The 13,429-nt window shown below is 65.3% G+C and carries 15 protein-coding genes and 1 tRNA gene; 6 read left to right on the top strand and 10 right to left on the bottom strand.

Features of this window, described 5'->3' with window-relative positions:
• Window positions 1-88 precede the first annotated feature (88 nt).
• The gene (locus J2X50_RS04280; RefSeq protein ID WP_429091964.1) at window positions 89-1,555 is read left to right on the top strand and encodes an MFS transporter; all 1,467 of its coding nucleotides are present in this window, start codon (window positions 89-91) and stop codon (window positions 1,553-1,555) included.
• Window positions 1,556-1,623: 68 nt separating this feature from the next.
• On the opposite strand, the gene J2X50_RS04275 is transcribed toward J2X50_RS04280, so the two are convergent.
• A tRNA-Met gene (locus J2X50_RS04275) sits at window positions 1,624-1,700 on the bottom strand.
• A gap of 240 nt (window positions 1,701-1,940) precedes the next feature.
• Between J2X50_RS04275 and J2X50_RS04270 the strand changes: the two genes are divergently transcribed.
• A complete protein-coding gene (locus J2X50_RS04270) occupies window positions 1,941-2,897 on the top strand; it encodes a Gfo/Idh/MocA family protein (RefSeq protein ID WP_429091962.1) in 957 nt (318 codons plus the stop codon).
• A gap of 85 nt (window positions 2,898-2,982) precedes the next feature.
• Here the strand turns inward: J2X50_RS04270 and J2X50_RS04265 are convergent, their stop codons facing one another.
• Both J2X50_RS04265 and mnmA read right to left on the bottom strand, forming a co-directional pair.
• A complete protein-coding gene (locus J2X50_RS04265; protein WP_429091959.1) occupies window positions 2,983-3,363 on the bottom strand; it encodes a YkvA family protein in 381 nt (126 codons plus the stop codon).
• Window positions 3,364-3,374: 11 nt separating this feature from the next.
• Window positions 3,375-4,565, bottom strand: a complete 1,191-nt coding sequence (gene mnmA, locus J2X50_RS04260) for a tRNA 2-thiouridine(34) synthase MnmA (protein WP_429091956.1) — start codon at window positions 4,563-4,565, stop codon at window positions 3,375-3,377.
• Window positions 4,566-4,832: 267 nt separating this feature from the next.
• Between mnmA and J2X50_RS04255 the strand changes: the two genes are divergently transcribed.
• Window positions 4,833-5,108 (top strand): DUF1153 domain-containing protein, encoded by a 276-nt coding sequence (locus J2X50_RS04255; protein WP_019173843.1) that lies wholly within the window; start codon window positions 4,833-4,835, stop codon window positions 5,106-5,108.
• Between the two features lie 318 nt (window positions 5,109-5,426).
• Here the strand turns inward: J2X50_RS04255 and J2X50_RS04250 are convergent, their stop codons facing one another.
• A complete protein-coding gene (locus tag J2X50_RS04250) occupies window positions 5,427-5,804 on the bottom strand; it encodes a flagellar export protein FliJ (RefSeq protein WP_429091953.1) in 378 nt (125 codons plus the stop codon).
• A 453-nt stretch (window positions 5,805-6,257) separates the two neighbouring features.
• Between J2X50_RS04250 and ctrA the strand changes: the two genes are divergently transcribed.
• The gene (gene ctrA, locus J2X50_RS04245; protein ID WP_340036833.1) at window positions 6,258-6,953 is read left to right on the top strand and encodes a response regulator transcription factor CtrA; all 696 of its coding nucleotides are present in this window, start codon (window positions 6,258-6,260) and stop codon (window positions 6,951-6,953) included.
• 66 nt (window positions 6,954-7,019) lie between these two features.
• Here the strand turns inward: ctrA and J2X50_RS04240 are convergent, their stop codons facing one another.
• Window positions 7,020-7,388 (bottom strand): response regulator, encoded by a 369-nt coding sequence (locus tag J2X50_RS04240; RefSeq protein WP_429091950.1) that lies wholly within the window; start codon window positions 7,386-7,388, stop codon window positions 7,020-7,022.
• A 203-nt stretch (window positions 7,389-7,591) separates the two neighbouring features.
• Window positions 7,592-8,221: a histidine phosphotransferase ChpT gene (gene chpT / locus J2X50_RS04235; RefSeq protein WP_340036835.1), complete on the bottom strand. Its 630-nt coding sequence runs from the start codon at window positions 8,219-8,221 to the stop codon at window positions 7,592-7,594.
• A 326-nt stretch (window positions 8,222-8,547) separates the two neighbouring features.
• Here chpT and J2X50_RS04230 point away from each other — a divergent pair, with 326 nt between their 5' ends.
• On the top strand, window positions 8,548-9,129 hold the full coding sequence (locus J2X50_RS04230; RefSeq protein ID WP_429091948.1) for a DUF1134 domain-containing protein: 582 nt from the start codon (window positions 8,548-8,550) through the stop codon (window positions 9,127-9,129).
• A gap of 105 nt (window positions 9,130-9,234) precedes the next feature.
• A complete protein-coding gene (locus J2X50_RS04225; protein ID WP_429091945.1) occupies window positions 9,235-10,353 on the top strand; it encodes a hypothetical protein in 1,119 nt (372 codons plus the stop codon).
• Between the two features lies 1 nt (window position 10,354).
• Here J2X50_RS04225 and J2X50_RS04220 read toward each other — a convergent pair whose 3' ends face one another.
• The 4 genes from J2X50_RS04220 to J2X50_RS04205 all read right to left on the bottom strand — a co-directional run bounded on the left by J2X50_RS04220 (window position 10,355) and on the right by J2X50_RS04205 (window position 13,365).
• Window positions 10,355-11,158, bottom strand: coding sequence for a TrmH family RNA methyltransferase (locus J2X50_RS04220; RefSeq protein ID WP_429091942.1), 804 nt, complete (start codon window positions 11,156-11,158; stop codon window positions 10,355-10,357).
• Between the two features lie 58 nt (window positions 11,159-11,216).
• Entirely contained in the window at window positions 11,217-11,513 is a 297-nt protein-coding gene (locus tag J2X50_RS04215; protein ID WP_340036838.1) for an ArsR/SmtB family transcription factor, read from the bottom strand.
• Between the two features lie 131 nt (window positions 11,514-11,644).
• Window positions 11,645-12,454 (bottom strand): HugZ family protein, encoded by an 810-nt coding sequence (locus J2X50_RS04210; protein WP_429091938.1) that lies wholly within the window; start codon window positions 12,452-12,454, stop codon window positions 11,645-11,647.
• 149 nt (window positions 12,455-12,603) lie between these two features.
• A complete protein-coding gene (locus J2X50_RS04205; RefSeq protein ID WP_429091936.1) occupies window positions 12,604-13,365 on the bottom strand; it encodes a 3-hydroxyacyl-CoA dehydrogenase in 762 nt (253 codons plus the stop codon).
• Window positions 13,366-13,429 lie beyond the last annotated feature (64 nt).

The raw sequence follows: 13,429 nt of genomic DNA, 5'->3' as shown, positions 1-13,429 counted from the left end.
AACCGTCCGTGTCCGCAATAGGCGGGCCCCAAGCTTCCTCCATTGAAACGATATGGCGCCGAAGCGGGCATCGCACGAGGGCAGACACGTGTTCGCATTCCGGCTCAAGCATGTTCCGACCCCAGGTGAGGGCCTGCCTCTGCCGGAACGGACGATCGCCGCCGTGGCCGTGATGATGAACGTGTCCATGGCCAATCTCGACGTGGCCATCGCCAACACCGCCCTCCCGACGATCGCACGAGACATCGGCGCCACCGAAGCCCAGTCGATCTGGGTGGTCAGTGCCTACCAGCTGGCGATGGCCGCCTCGCTGCTGCCTGCTGCCGCGCTTGGAGAAATCATCGGGCTGCGCCGCATCTCGATGTGCGGGCTCGTCCTGTTCACGTTTGCCTCGCTCATCTGCGGTCTTGCGCCATCGCTCGAGTGGCTGGTTGCGGGGCGCATCCTTCAAGGCGTGAGCGCGTCCGGAATCCTGGGCATCGGCCTGGCGATGACCCGGTTCATCTTCCCGCAAGCCATGCTCGGGCGCGGCATGGGGCTCAACGCCTTTGTCGTCGCGACCTCCTTCGCTGCAGGACCATCGGCAGCTTCGGCCATCCTCAGCATGACGAGTTGGCATTGGCTGTTCCTGGTCAACGTGCCCATCGGCATCGTCGGCATTGCAATGGGGCTATACGCCCTTCCTGCTACGCCGCGCAGCACCCGCCGGTTCGACGGCCTGGCCGCGGGGCTTTGCGCCACGTTCCTCGCCTCGACCGTCTTTGCCTTGAGCACGGCAACGCAGGGCGCCCCATGGACGACACCGGCGCTGGCGACACTTGCCGCCGCAGGCAGCCTGGCCCTGCTGATGAGGCGCCAGGCTGGTAGCCCGGCACCGATCCTGGCGGTCGACCTGCTGCGCCGGCCGATGTTCGGGCTGTCGGTGCTGACCTCCTTCCTGGCCTTCCTCGCGCAGACGGTGGCCTTCGTGTCGCTTCCCTTCATGCTCCAGGCTCTCTACGGCTATTCTCAGGTGGAGACGGGTTTTCTGATCACGCCTTGGCCCGCGGCCGTCGCATTGGCGGCACCCTTGGCGGGCCGTCTGTCCGACCGGGTGCCGGCGGGAGCGCTGGGCGGCGTCGGGCTGGTTGTCCTGAGCCTCGGGCTGGTCCTGCTCGCCACGCTGCCGAACGCGCCGACCGCTATCGATATTGCCTGGCGCATGGCGTTCTGCGGCTTTGGCTATGGGCTTTTCCAGTCGCCCAACATGCGGGCGATCATGACGGCTGCGCCACGCGAGCGAAGCGGCAGCGCGGGCGGCATGTCCAGCGTCTGCGGCGTCTTGGGGCAGTCCTTCGGCGCCGGCCTGGTGGCCGCCCTGTTCACGTCGCTTGGCTCTCCCGGCGCGGCGATAGCGATGTGGGTTGCTGCGGCCGCTGCGCTTTTGGGCAGCATGGCGAGTCTGTCACGGCTGGGGGTGACGACAAACGGCGCAACCGAGCGAGCGTTAGCCGACAGGGACGCTCGACCGGGTGCCGTTGCGGCCGGCAAGCGGCAACTCGAGGCTTCCGAATGAGCAAGCCGACGATGCCATCGACAACCGTTCGGAGCGTTGTCAGGTCTCCGGTCGTATATTTGGGGACTTGGTAGCGGGAGAGGGACTTGAACCCCCGACCCCAGGATTATGATTCCCGTGCTCTAACCAACTGAGCTACCCCGCCAGGGCCGGCGATGGTCCGATCTTCCACCCTCGGATGGGGCAGGCGTCGAAGCGTTCGCCAAGGTCGGGCGGATATAAGGTTGGCGGGGCGAACCTGTCAAGCGCGGATGACGGCTTCATTTGCGAAATTCGCAAGTTGCTGTTTCTTCACGTCTTGGGCCGAAATGGCACGGGCTGCGGGGTTGAGTTCACCCTCGGCGGCGATTATGTCTGCCGCAGATTTTCCCCAGGAAAGAGCCCGATGAAACCGCGTATTGCAGTCCTTGGATGCGGCTACTGGGGCGGCAACCACATCCGCACCCTGAAGTCTCTCGGCGCACTCCATGCCGTCTCCGACGTCGATCCGGCGCGCGCGCAACGCTTTGCCGGCGAGCATGGCTGCATCGCCGTCACGCCCGACGAGCTGATGGTGCGCGACGATGTCGATGCCATCGTCATGGCGCTGCCGCCGCAGTTCCATGCCGATTTCGCCGTGCGCGCGGTCGAGGCAGGCAAGGACGTGCTGGTCGAGAAGCCGATCGCGCTGACGGTGGCGGACGCCGAACGTGCAGTCAAGGCCGCGCGGGACAACGGCCGCGTGTTCATGACCGGCCATGTGCTGCGCTTCCATCCGGCCTTCGAGGGCCTCAAGGCGCTGGTCGACAGCGGCGAACTCGGCGAGGTCGGGTACATCCACTCCCACCGCCTCGGCCTCGGCAAGTTCCACGCCGAGAACGACGCGCTGTGGGATCTCGCGCCGCACGACCTTTCGATGATCCTCGCCATCACCGGCACCGACCCGGTCGAGGTCCGGGGCGAGGGGGCGGCACTGCTCAACCACCTCAGCGATTTCGCGCATCTGCACATGCGCTTTCCCAACGGCCTGCGCGGCCATCTCTTCGCCTCGCGCCTCAACCCCTATCGCGAGCGCCGCCTGTCGGTGGTCGGCACCAAGGCGATGGCGGTGTTCGACGACGTCGAGCCGCAGGAGCGCAAGCTCGCCGTCTACCGCCACGCCGTCTGGCAGGAGGATGGCGGGTTGTGGACGTCGACCATGAAGGACCCGACCTACATTCCGATCGAGAATGCGATGCCGCTGACCCGCGAGCTCGAGCACTTCATCCACTGCATCGAAACGCGCGAGGAGCCGCGTACGGGCGGCGACGAGGCGATCGGCGTGCTCAGGATCCTGACGGCCGGCACGGTTACGCACGACTGAGGTTAGGGGAGTAGGGAAGTAAGGGAATAGGGGAGTAGGGGAGTAGGGGAGTAGGGCGGTGTTGCCCAGTGCCTCCTCTGCTGCCCTATGCCCCTAGTGCCCTGACCGCCCACCATCCCGCCAGGGCGAGCGAAGCCATCCACACCACGACGACAAAAGCGAGGCCGGCCATGCTTCGCGGCCTGGCGGTGATATCGGCTGCCTGGGCGCGGAAGCCGGCCATCAGCTCGGCCGGGATCATGCGGATCACCAGCCAGATGCCCAGAGGCACGATCAGAAGGTCGTCGAGATAGCCCAGCACGGGCACGAAATCGGGAATGAGGTCGACCGGGCTCAGCGCGTAGGCTGCCACGCAGGCGGCCGCGACGCGGGCGTGCCAGGGTGTCAGCGGGCTGCGCGCGGCAACATAGAGCGCCACCACGTCGCGCTTCAGCTGCCGTGCCCAGCGCTTGGCCGCTTCCAGCATCGGAGTGGAGGTTATTCCGCCGCGATCGGGCCCGGCATGGCGGCCAGCTTGGTCAGCATGGCCTCGGCGTCGGCGCGCCGCTCGGAGCGCTCGATGAAGCCGCCGCCGAAGACGCGCGCCTCGTTGCCGTCGTCGGAATAGAGCACGCAGGCCTGGCCGGGGGCGATGCCCGACTCGCCGTCCGACAGCTCGACCCAGGTGGCGCCGTTCTGGTGGTGCAGCACCGCCGGGCGGGGCGGGCGCGACGAGCGCACCTTGGCGAACATCTCGAGGCCGCCTGCCGGCACCTCCGCAAGCTGCCCGTCGCCGAGCCAGTTCATGTTGCGCAGGAAGATCTTGTGCGTCTCCAGCGCCTCGCGCGGGCCGACGATGACGCGCGCCCGCTCGGCATCGATATGCACGACGTAGAGCGGCTCGCCCGAGGCGATGCCGATGCCGCGGCGCTGGCCGATGGTGTAGCGCAGGATGCCCTCGTGGCGGCCGAGCACGCGGCCGTCGATGTGGACGATGTCGCCGGGGTTGGCGGCGGTGGGCCGGAGCTTGGCGATGATGTCGGAATACTTGCCCTGCGGCACGAAGCAGATGTCCTGGCTGTCCTGCTTGGCGGCGACCGTCAGGCCCATGCGCTCGGCAGCGGAGCGGACGTCGGGCTTGGACATGCCGCCGAGGGGAAAGCGCAGATAGTCGATCTGCTCCTGCGTGGTGGCGAACAGGAAGTAGCTCTGGTCGCGGTCGGCGTCGACCGGGCGGTAGAGCGCGCGGTGGGCGCCGTTCTGGCGCGAGCGGATGTAGTGGCCGGTGGCGAGCGCATCGGCGCCGAGTTCTCGCGCGGTGGCCAGAAGGTCGGCGAACTTGACAGTCTGGTTGCACGACACGCAGGGGATCGGCGTCTCGCCGGCGACATAGCTCTCGGCGAACGGGTCGATCACGGCCTTGCGGAAGCGCTCCTCGTAGTCGAGCACGTAGTGCGGGATGCCGAGCGTCTCGGAGACGCGGCGGGCGTCGGCGATGTCCTGGCCGGCACAGCACGAGCCGGCGCGATGGGTGGCCGCGCCATGGTCGTAGAGCTGCAGCGTCACGCCGACGACGTCGTAGCCTTCCTGCTTCAGCAGGCCCGCGACCACGGAGGAATCCACGCCGCCCGACATGGCAACGACCACGCGGGTGTCTTCGGGGCGTCCGGGAAGGTCCAGGCTGTTCATCGGGATTGCGTTCCGCTGTCTATGGTCGGCTCACTGCCAATGGCTGCAATATAGGTCAAGCATTGCCGCGGTGCCACCCACGCCGGGCAGGCGCGCCGCGCGGCGCGAAAAACCAGGCAATCGGGCTGATGGTTAAAATGCGGACCGATGCTCTAACGGTCCGTTCAGGTTCGTTACTTACCCCTTAGCCTACGCTTAGGCAATTTTTAAAGCTGTGGCGTTAGTGTGGCGGGTGATTGGGTCTTTGAGTTTTTAGTAGAGAGTACGATGACCGATCTGGTTAGACCGCGTGTCAAATATGTCATCGGGCCTGACGGCAGCCCGCTTACGATTGCCGATCTGCCCCCGAGCAACACACGCCGGTGGGTTATCCGCCGAAAGGCGGAAGTGGTTGCCGCCGTCAGGGGTGGGCTGCTCAGCCTCGACGAGGCGTGCCAGCGCTACAAGCTGACGACCGAGGAGTTCCTCTCCTGGCAGGCATCCATCGACGAATACGGCCTTGCCGGCCTGCGCACCACGCGCATCCAGCAATACCGTCACTGACACCGGCCGCAGAGGCCAATCAATGGAAAGGGTGCGGCACGCCGCACCCTTTTTCGTTTCCGCGCCTTTTTTCATTTCCGACAAGGCGAAACTCAGAGCGTCAGCTCCACCTTGCCTTTCGGCTTCGTCGCCAGGAAGTCATGCGCGGCCGCGGCCTCTTCCAGGGGCAGGCTCAGATCAGGGTATGGGCGGCGCAGCTTGTGCCGGAGATACGCGGCGCGCGGGCGCGGCCGCCTGCCGGGGAGGGCGAGCTTGCGGATCTGGATGCTGAGGTGGCCGGCTGAGGGCCACGCACCTGCCGAATGTTCGTCGGCTGGGCTAGCCGATCATCGCGCTGCGGCCGCTGCTGTCGGCGTCGCGTGCGTTGCGGTCGCGCGTTTCCAGCATTTCCGCCTTGGACAGCTCCGCTTCAGCTTCGGCGAGTAAGGCTTCAGCTGCGGCGCGCTGTTGCGCCAGGTCATGTTGGGAGTTCTTCAGATTGTCGCGGCGCTGGCGCGCGGCCTTGGCGAACGTCGGATAGGCGAAATGATTGAGATCGGTGATCCCAGCCTTCTTTTCCTCGGCGACGATCTGCAATTCCAGTTCGTTCGCCATTCGATCGAATTCGGCGATCATCGAATCAAGCTGCATCAGTTGCCGGCGCTTTTCGTTCACCTGAAACTGCTTGAGCCTGACCAGGTTCTCCCGTGACTTCATGACGCGATACTCCCGAACACCGAAAAACGCACTCCAAATCGCCCGCCACCGCGCAACGGAGCCGCGCTGCGGACGATGTGACCCCGAATGGCCGGCAATGGAAAACAAACTTTTAAAGTTTTTCTCCGCCGGTAACCATTCGTTTACGGGCATCGTTAATCATATCTCGCGAGACTTAAGGCCCGGTAAAGATTCCAGTTTTTGGCGTGACCGGGCAGGGGCGGTCTCCGGAGTCGCTTAGGCAACCTAGTTAATGCATGGCGTTAAGATGTTGACCGTGTGATTCATGTTTAGATTCAAGAGGGTGTATCCGCCGGTTAAAATTTCTGATATGGTCTTCCATACGAAATTAGGTTTTGTTAACCATTCGATGGCAGCCTCCGATTCAAGCACGCACTGCGCCGGCGTGAATTGGACCGCGAAGACATTCCGGCAGCAGAAAAGGGGATTTAAATGCGCGTTCTGCTGATAGAAGACGACAGTGCAACCGCACAGAGCATCGAACTGATGCTCAAATCGGAAAGCTTCAACGTCTATACGACCGATCTCGGCGAAGAGGGCGTCGACCTCGGCAAGCTTTACGACTACGACATCATTCTCCTCGACCTGAACCTTCCGGACATGTCCGGCTACGAGGTTCTGCGGACGCTGCGCCTGTCCAAGGTCAAGACGCCGATCCTGATCCTGTCCGGCATGGCCGGTATCGAGGACAAGGTGCGCGGCCTCGGCTTCGGCGCCGACGACTACATGACCAAGCCTTTCCACAAGGACGAACTCGTGGCGCGCATCCATGCCATCGTCCGCCGTTCGAAGGGACACGCCCAGTCGGTCATCATGACCGGCGACCTGATCGTCAATCTCGACGCCAAGACGGTCGAGGTCGGCGGCCAGCGCGTGCACCTGACCGGCAAGGAATACCAGATGCTGGAGCTGCTCTCGCTGCGCAAGGGCACCACGCTCACCAAGGAAATGTTCCTCAACCATCTCTATGGCGGCATGGACGAGCCGGAGCTGAAGATCATCGACGTCTTCATCTGCAAGCTGCGCAAGAAGCTCGACGCCGCTTCGGGCGGCCAGAACTTCATCGAGACGGTCTGGGGCCGCGGCTATGTGCTGCGCGAGCCGGAAGACCTGCGCGAAATCGCCTGACTACGCTTCCACCTCGGTCAAAGCCCGGCCTTCGTGCCGGGCTTTCTTTTTTGACGTCGGCGCTGCTCAGGCGGCGACCGAGAAGGCATTGAAGCGGTCGAGCAGTTGCGGCCGCGTGAACGGCTTCAGAAGGTAGCCCTGGGCGCCGGCGCGCTTGGCGCGCATGATGGCGCCGACGTCGACCTCGGTCAGGCAGATCGCGATCTGCGGCTTGACCCGTCCGTGCATGGCGCGGACGCGGCGGATGAAGTCCACGGCGCTCATGTCCTCGAGCGCGCTGTCGACGACGATGATGTCGGGCATGTCGAAGGAGCACATGTCGAGACCCTCGGCGCCGGTCGCGGCCTCGACCACCGACATGTCGGGGCTGCTCAGGATGCGCTTGGCGACCCTGCGGATGACGCTCGAATCATCGACGAAAAGGCAGCGTTTCATTTCCCGTTCCTCTTTGCGGGACCGGGCGCGGCGGGCGCGCCTGGGTAATCGGCGCAACTTAGCGCGGGCCCGTAAAGAAGCCGAAAAGCCGAATGGTAAAATTCTTGCAAAGGCCGCCGGCCAGGGCGGTGCAGCCGCCTCTCGGCTGGCACGGCTACCCCTCAGGCGAGCGCAGCCGTCGCAGGTCGTTTGCCCGAGGCGCCCTATTCGGCGGCGAGGATGATCTCTTCGGGCGTTGCATGGATCGAGATGGTCATGCCGGCCTCGCGGGCGAGCAGCAGCGTGTAGTAGGGCTGCACCGAATGCGCGTCGATCGGCTCGTCCGGCTTGTGGCCGGAGTGCAGTTCGAGGAACTTCGGCGGCACGCGCAGCATCGGGCCCGAGGCCGAAAGCGTGAACTTCGGCGCGGTTTCAAGGTTTTCCAGCGTCACGCCGAGCTTGCCGCCGCGCGGGATCGCGGCATTGGCGACGAGCAGAAGGTTGAGCAGCAACTTGACCTTGTTCTTGGGCAGGAGCGCGCGGCCGCCCGTCCAGGTCAGTTCCGGCTTCTCGTTCTTGAGGAACGAGGTTGCGACCGCTTCGGCGTCGCCGGTGTCGATCAGCATGCCGGCGGAGCCGGCTGCGCCGAAGGCGATGCGGGCGAATTGCAGGCGCGCCGAGGCGTTGCGGGCGCTGGCGCGGATGAGGCGCATGGCGTCCTCGTCGGCGCCGCCTTCGTCAAGCAGTTCGAGGCCGTTGTTGATGGCACCGACCGGGGAGATGATGTCGTGGCAGACCCGGCTGCACAGCAAGGCTGCGAGATCGGGGGCGGAAAGCATCATCAGTTCGGCCATAAAACGGCATCCTCGGGCAACGACATTGCGATATGACGAGGCCGAGTAGCCCGCAATGCGAATCAGGGCCGGCCTGCTGCACTCTTGGTTACACAGCGCCGTCGCGCCGGGCAAGGAACAGCAGGCAACGGCGGGGAGAAATAGCTGGGCTTGGGCGGATTTCGGCCTGCTTCCCGCCTTCGAACCGCCATCTTCATGGGCGAGCTTAATCGTTGAAAAAGGATTGCGGCATAGTTTGCCGAAGTTGGATTCGTCAGCCGCCGGAAAGAGCGGCAGCGTATTCGGGGCGTCGGAGAAAGTGTGCTCTCTGACGGAGATTTGGAAGTATGATTTCCCGTTTCTATGGCCGGACGTTCGCCCGGCTCTTTGCCGCGATGTTCGTCCTTGCCGGCGTGCTGGCGTTCACGACATCCGCGTCTCGCGCGCAGGAGTATACTGCGCAGGAGATCCTCGATTCCGGTCACCGCTTCTTTGGCTCGACGTCGGGCGGCCTGGCCAGCGTCGTCGAGAAGATATTCTCCTCCTATGGCCTTCCGAACGGCTACGTGCTCGGCGAGGAGGGCTCCGGTGCCTTCATCGGCGGCCTCACCTACGGCGAAGGCACGCTCTACACCAAGAATGCCGGCGACCATAAGGTGTTCTGGCAGGGTCCGTCGCTGGGCTGGGACTTCGGCGGCCAGGGCTCGCGCCTGATGATGCTCGTCTACAATCTCGACGACGTGAACAACCTCTACGATCGCTTCGCCGGGGTCGCCGGCTCGGCCTATGTGGTCGCGGGCGTCGGCTTCAACGTGCTCAAGCGCGGCAATATCCTGCTGGTGCCGGTGCGCACGGGCGTCGGCGCGCGCCTGGGTATCAACCTCGGCTACCTCAAGTTGACCCAGCAGCCGACGTGGAATCCGTTCTGATTGTGTGAAGAACAGGGCGCCCGGCGCCGCAGCATTTGCAGCGGCGCTGGATTCCTGCCATGGGGACGTGGCAAACTCGCACCTGTCCGCAATGGGTAAAGTGCCTTGGTCCAGTCGATCCTGTTCTTCGTTCTTGGTTTCCTGGTCGCCGGGTTCCTCGTTCTTTTGATCGCCCCGTCGGTGTGGCGGCGCGCGGTCACGATGACGCGGCGCCGGGTCGAGGCGAAGCTGCCGATGACGCTCGACGAGATCCGGGCGGAGAAGGATGCGCTGCGCGCCACGCATGCGATGGAGCTGCGCAAGGTCGAGGTGCAGCTGAGGGCATCCCAGGAAAAGGTGCTGTCCCAGTCGGTCGAGCTCAGCCGCAACCGCGAGGCGCTCAAGACCCTGTCGGACGACCAGGCCGCCAAGAGCCGCGCCGTCACCGATCTCGAAGAGGCGGGCGGGGACCTGCGCAGCGAGATCGGCAGGCGCGACGATCAGATCAGGCAGCTGGCAGGCAAGCTCGCGGAGGCCGAAAACCTGCTCGAACAGCGGGTCCGCGAGATCGACAGCCTGGGCGAACTCTACGAAGAGGCGAGCCTGGCATCCTCCAACAGGCAGATCGAGCTGGCGAGCCGCGACAGCGAGATGGGCAAGCTGTCGGACGACATGTATGCGCTGCGCAGCCAGCGCAAGGACGTCGACAATCGCCTGAAGGACCTCGAAGCGGACAACAAGGCCGTGCGCGATGCGCTCAAGGCCGAGACCCGGCGCGCCGGCGAACTCGACAAGAAGCTCGAACGGATGCTCGCCTCGCTCAGCGACCGCGACGACAAGCTCGAGCGGCGCGAGAGCGAACTCGCCCGCCTGCGCGAACGGGTCAAGGGAGCGGCCGAGGCGCCCGCCAACGGGGCGGCCTACGAGACCGGGCTCTCGGCCGAGCGGGAGCGGCTGGAGGCGCGGCTTACGACGCTGGCGCGGGAGAACAAGCGGCTGAAGGGCGAACTCGCCGGAGCGAACAGGGAAACGCCCTCGCCGAACCAGGATGCGCTGCTGCGCGAGCAGATGCACGAGCTCGCCGCCGAGGTGGTGGCGCTGACCGCCAGGCTGGAGGGGCCGGATTCGCCGATCGAGAAGGCGCTGTCGGCCGAAGGCCCCGCCCCCGCGTCCGGCGGGCGCCCCGCCGCGATCAGCCTCGCCGACCGGGTTAGGGCGCTGCAGAAGGCGCTGCCGGCGGAGTAGGCTAGTCGCCTGCGTCGGAGAAGTGGTGCAGCGCGATCGCCGAGGCCGCTGCCACGTTGAGGCTGTCGAAGCCCTTTGCCATCCGAATCCGCGCCGTCGTCAATCGCGCCAGCAGGGCAGGGGGAAGCCCTTCGCCCTCGGTTCCGAGATAGAGCGCCAGCCGCTGCGGCCGCGGCAATTCGCGGATTTCCTGCCTGCCTGCCGGTGACAGCGCCAGCTGCGCGAAGCCATGGCGGTCGAGCGCATCGGCGATTTCGTGGGATTCGCCGGCGATCGCAAAGGGCACCTTGAGCGCGGCGCCCACCGACACCCTGATCGCCTTGCGGTAGAGCGGATCGCAGCAGCTTCGATCGAGCAGCACGGCGTCGGCGCCGAGGGCCGCGGCATTGCGGAATATGGAGCCGATGTTGTCGTGGTTGGAGATGCCGACCGTGACCACCACCAGGGCGCGCTCGGGCAGGCCCGCCAGCAGTGCTTCCGCGCCCGGCCGGTTGCCCCTGCGGCCGATGGCCAGGATGCCGCGGTGCATGTGGAAACCGGCGATCGCATCGAGGACGGCCGCCGGGGCGACGTAGACCGGCAGGTCGGGCGGCGCCAGGCTCAGCGTTTCGGCCATTCCCGCCAGGCGGTTTTCCAGGACCAGGACGGTCTCGGCCTCGAAGCGGCGGGCGGCAAACAGCACGTTGAGCACGACCTTGCCTTCGGCGACGAAGCGCCCCTCGCGCCCGACGAGGTCACGCTCGCGTATGTCGAGGTAGGCTGCCACGCGCGGATCGGCGGGATCGTCTATGCGGATGATGTTCATCAGCGGTCCATAGCGGAGGGCAGGCCGCCATGGGAGTCCGGAACGCTTGAAATGGATTTCAGGCGTCTTCGAAAATGCCTTCCAGCGTGCCCAGGAGCTTGCGCACGGCCTCGGACTTGCACGTGTAGTAGATCATCTGCCGGTCGCGGCGCGTCTCGACAAGGTCTTCGTTGCGCAGGCGCGCGAGATGCTGCGACAGCGCCGACTGGCTCAAGGACACCTTCTCCGCGATCGCACCCACCGACATTTCCGTGTCGAGCAGGTGGCTCATGATCAGCAACCGCTTTTCATTGCCCATCAGCGTCAGCAGAGAGGCCGCGGCTTCCGCATTGGCCGCCAGTTTCTTGGGTTTCATGGATTCCCCGTGTATCCGCAATGCTTTCCAGCGTCATGGGGGCAACAACGCCGAATTGTGACGCCAGAACGCACAATGGAATCATCGAACGATCAAGCGTTCACAGCACAAAACAGCTTTCCCCCAAAAGATCAAGACTTTGTACGGTATTCCATACCGCGGTTTGCCCCTTCCTGTTGCGCAACTGCCGCGCGTCCCTGTTTTGCCATCGCGACGAGGACGCTGCGCAGATCGTCGGCAGCGTCCAACATCCGAGGGAAAAGCACCCGCCCGGTCTCGTCGCCCATGGCAAGGTCCATGCCTTCCGGATCGAAGCCGGTGAGCATCCAGCCCTTGCCGGCAAGCTTGCCGAAACTGCCGGCGTAGACGTCGATCGCTTCGCGATGGTCGGCGTTCATGTGATCGAGGGCGGACTGCTCCGCAGCGGCGATCTCGTCCACGGCCGGGCCGCCCAGCACCAGGTCGTCGCGGCCAAGCAGATAGGCCTTGCCGAAGCCTGCATTGAGATTGGCGCGTTCGAGTTCGAGGCGGAACAGCGCGAAGTCGCCAAGCCCGGCATAGAGCTTCGCCTTCGGATTGCGATTGAGGTAGCGCCGCTCGGCGCGCGCCTGCTCGGGCGTGCCCCTTTCGAGCCGGACGGCACGGCAGAAGAGCGTGATGCGCGCATAGGCGAGCGGGTCGCCCTTGCCGATTTCGCCGACCAGCAGCGAGCAGCGCGGGTCGGCGACGATGGCGCGGGTGTGGGCGGACAGGCCGGAGATCAGGATCAGCGGCGTGCCGTCGACGTCGGTTGCCGTGCCCACGCGGCTGGCAAGGGGAAAGCCGGTTTCGGGCTCGGCGACGGCGAGCGCGCCATGGCGTGCCGTCCGCATCAATGCGCGCGCCAGGCCGACTGCCGCCGCATCCGTCTCGCGTATGACATCCTTCTTGCGCTCTGCCACGACTGCACCGATCAAAATATGACTGTACGAATCTACTTAAAGTCGAGGTCCGTCGATTTGGCAAGGGGCTGCTGTTAGCGAAATGAATACAGCCCCGGCGCATCGCGACCGGGGCTGCATTTTACCAGGCTTTCGAGCGGCGGCGGCGGTTACTTGGGCGCCATGCGGATCGCGCCGTCGAGGCGGATGGTCTCGCCGTTGAGCATCTGGTTCTCGATGATGTGCAGCGCCAGCGCGCCATATTCGGACGGTTCGCCCAGGCGCGGCGGGAAGGGCACGGCGGCGCCGAGCGAGTCCTGCACCTCCTGCGGCATGGCCGCCATCATCGGCGTCTTGAAGATGCCGGGCGCGATGGTGCAGACGCGGATGCCCGAGCGGGCGAGGTCGCGGGCGATCGGCAGGGTCATGCCGACGACGCCGCCCTTGGAGGCGGAATAGGCGGCCTGGCCGATCTGGCCGTCATAGGCGGCGACGGAGGCGGTGTTGATGATGATGCCTCGTTCCCCGCCGGCGAGCGGGTCGAGCTTGGCGGCCGCGTCGGCGAACAGGCGGATCATGTTGAACGAGCCGAGCAGATTGACCTCGAGCACCTGCCGGAACACGCTGAACGGATGCGGGCCGTCCTTGCCGATGGTCTTCACACCGACGGCGATGCCGGCGCAGTTGACCAGCATGCGCGCGGTGCCGAGCCTGGCTGCGACTTCGGCGAAGGCGGCGACCGCGCTTTCCTCGTTGCTGACGTCGCAGCGCACGGCGATGCCGTCGATGTCGGCTGCGACTTTTTCGGCGCGTTCGAGGCTGAGGTCGAGAACGGCTACCTTGGTGCCCTTGGCTGCAAGTGCCCGTGCGGTTGCCTCGCCAAGGCCGGAGCCCGCGCCGGTCACCACTGCGATCTGCCCGTTTGGATTCATGTCAGCCTGTCCTCTCCTGCTATGGATGAATTAGGAAGATGGGCCGCCCGGGCAAGCCTTGTCG

Origin of the sequence: Aminobacter sp. BE322 (assembly GCF_050433525.1) — a bacterium.
Taxonomy (GTDB): Bacteria; Pseudomonadota; Alphaproteobacteria; order Rhizobiales; family Rhizobiaceae; genus Aminobacter.
This window is presented reverse-complemented; position numbering and strand designations above follow the sequence as displayed.

Coding starts and splice junctions, on each gene's coding strand:
- J2X50_RS04270 (WP_429091962.1), top strand. CDS start 1,941: ATGAAACCGCGTATTGCAGTCCTTGGATGCGGCTACTGGGGCGGCAAC.
- J2X50_RS04265 (WP_429091959.1), bottom strand. CDS start 3,363: ATGCTGGAAGCGGCCAAGCGCTGGGCACGGCAGCTGAAGCGCGACGTG.
- mnmA (WP_429091956.1), bottom strand. CDS start 4,565: ATGAACAGCCTGGACCTTCCCGGACGCCCCGAAGACACCCGCGTGGTC.
- J2X50_RS04255 (WP_019173843.1), top strand. CDS start 4,833: ATGACCGATCTGGTTAGACCGCGTGTCAAATATGTCATCGGGCCTGAC.
- J2X50_RS04250 (WP_429091953.1), bottom strand. CDS start 5,804: ATGAAGTCACGGGAGAACCTGGTCAGGCTCAAGCAGTTTCAGGTGAAC.
- ctrA (WP_340036833.1), top strand. CDS start 6,258: ATGCGCGTTCTGCTGATAGAAGACGACAGTGCAACCGCACAGAGCATC.
- J2X50_RS04240 (WP_429091950.1), bottom strand. CDS start 7,388: ATGAAACGCTGCCTTTTCGTCGATGATTCGAGCGTCATCCGCAGGGTC.
- chpT (WP_340036835.1), bottom strand. CDS start 8,221: ATGGCCGAACTGATGATGCTTTCCGCCCCCGATCTCGCAGCCTTGCTG.
- J2X50_RS04230 (WP_429091948.1), top strand. CDS start 8,548: ATGATTTCCCGTTTCTATGGCCGGACGTTCGCCCGGCTCTTTGCCGCG.
- J2X50_RS04220 (WP_429091942.1), bottom strand. CDS start 11,158: ATGAACATCATCCGCATAGACGATCCCGCCGATCCGCGCGTGGCAGCC.
- J2X50_RS04215 (WP_340036838.1), bottom strand. CDS start 11,513: ATGAAACCCAAGAAACTGGCGGCCAATGCGGAAGCCGCGGCCTCTCTG.
- J2X50_RS04205 (WP_429091936.1), bottom strand. CDS start 13,365: ATGAATCCAAACGGGCAGATCGCAGTGGTGACCGGCGCGGGCTCCGGC.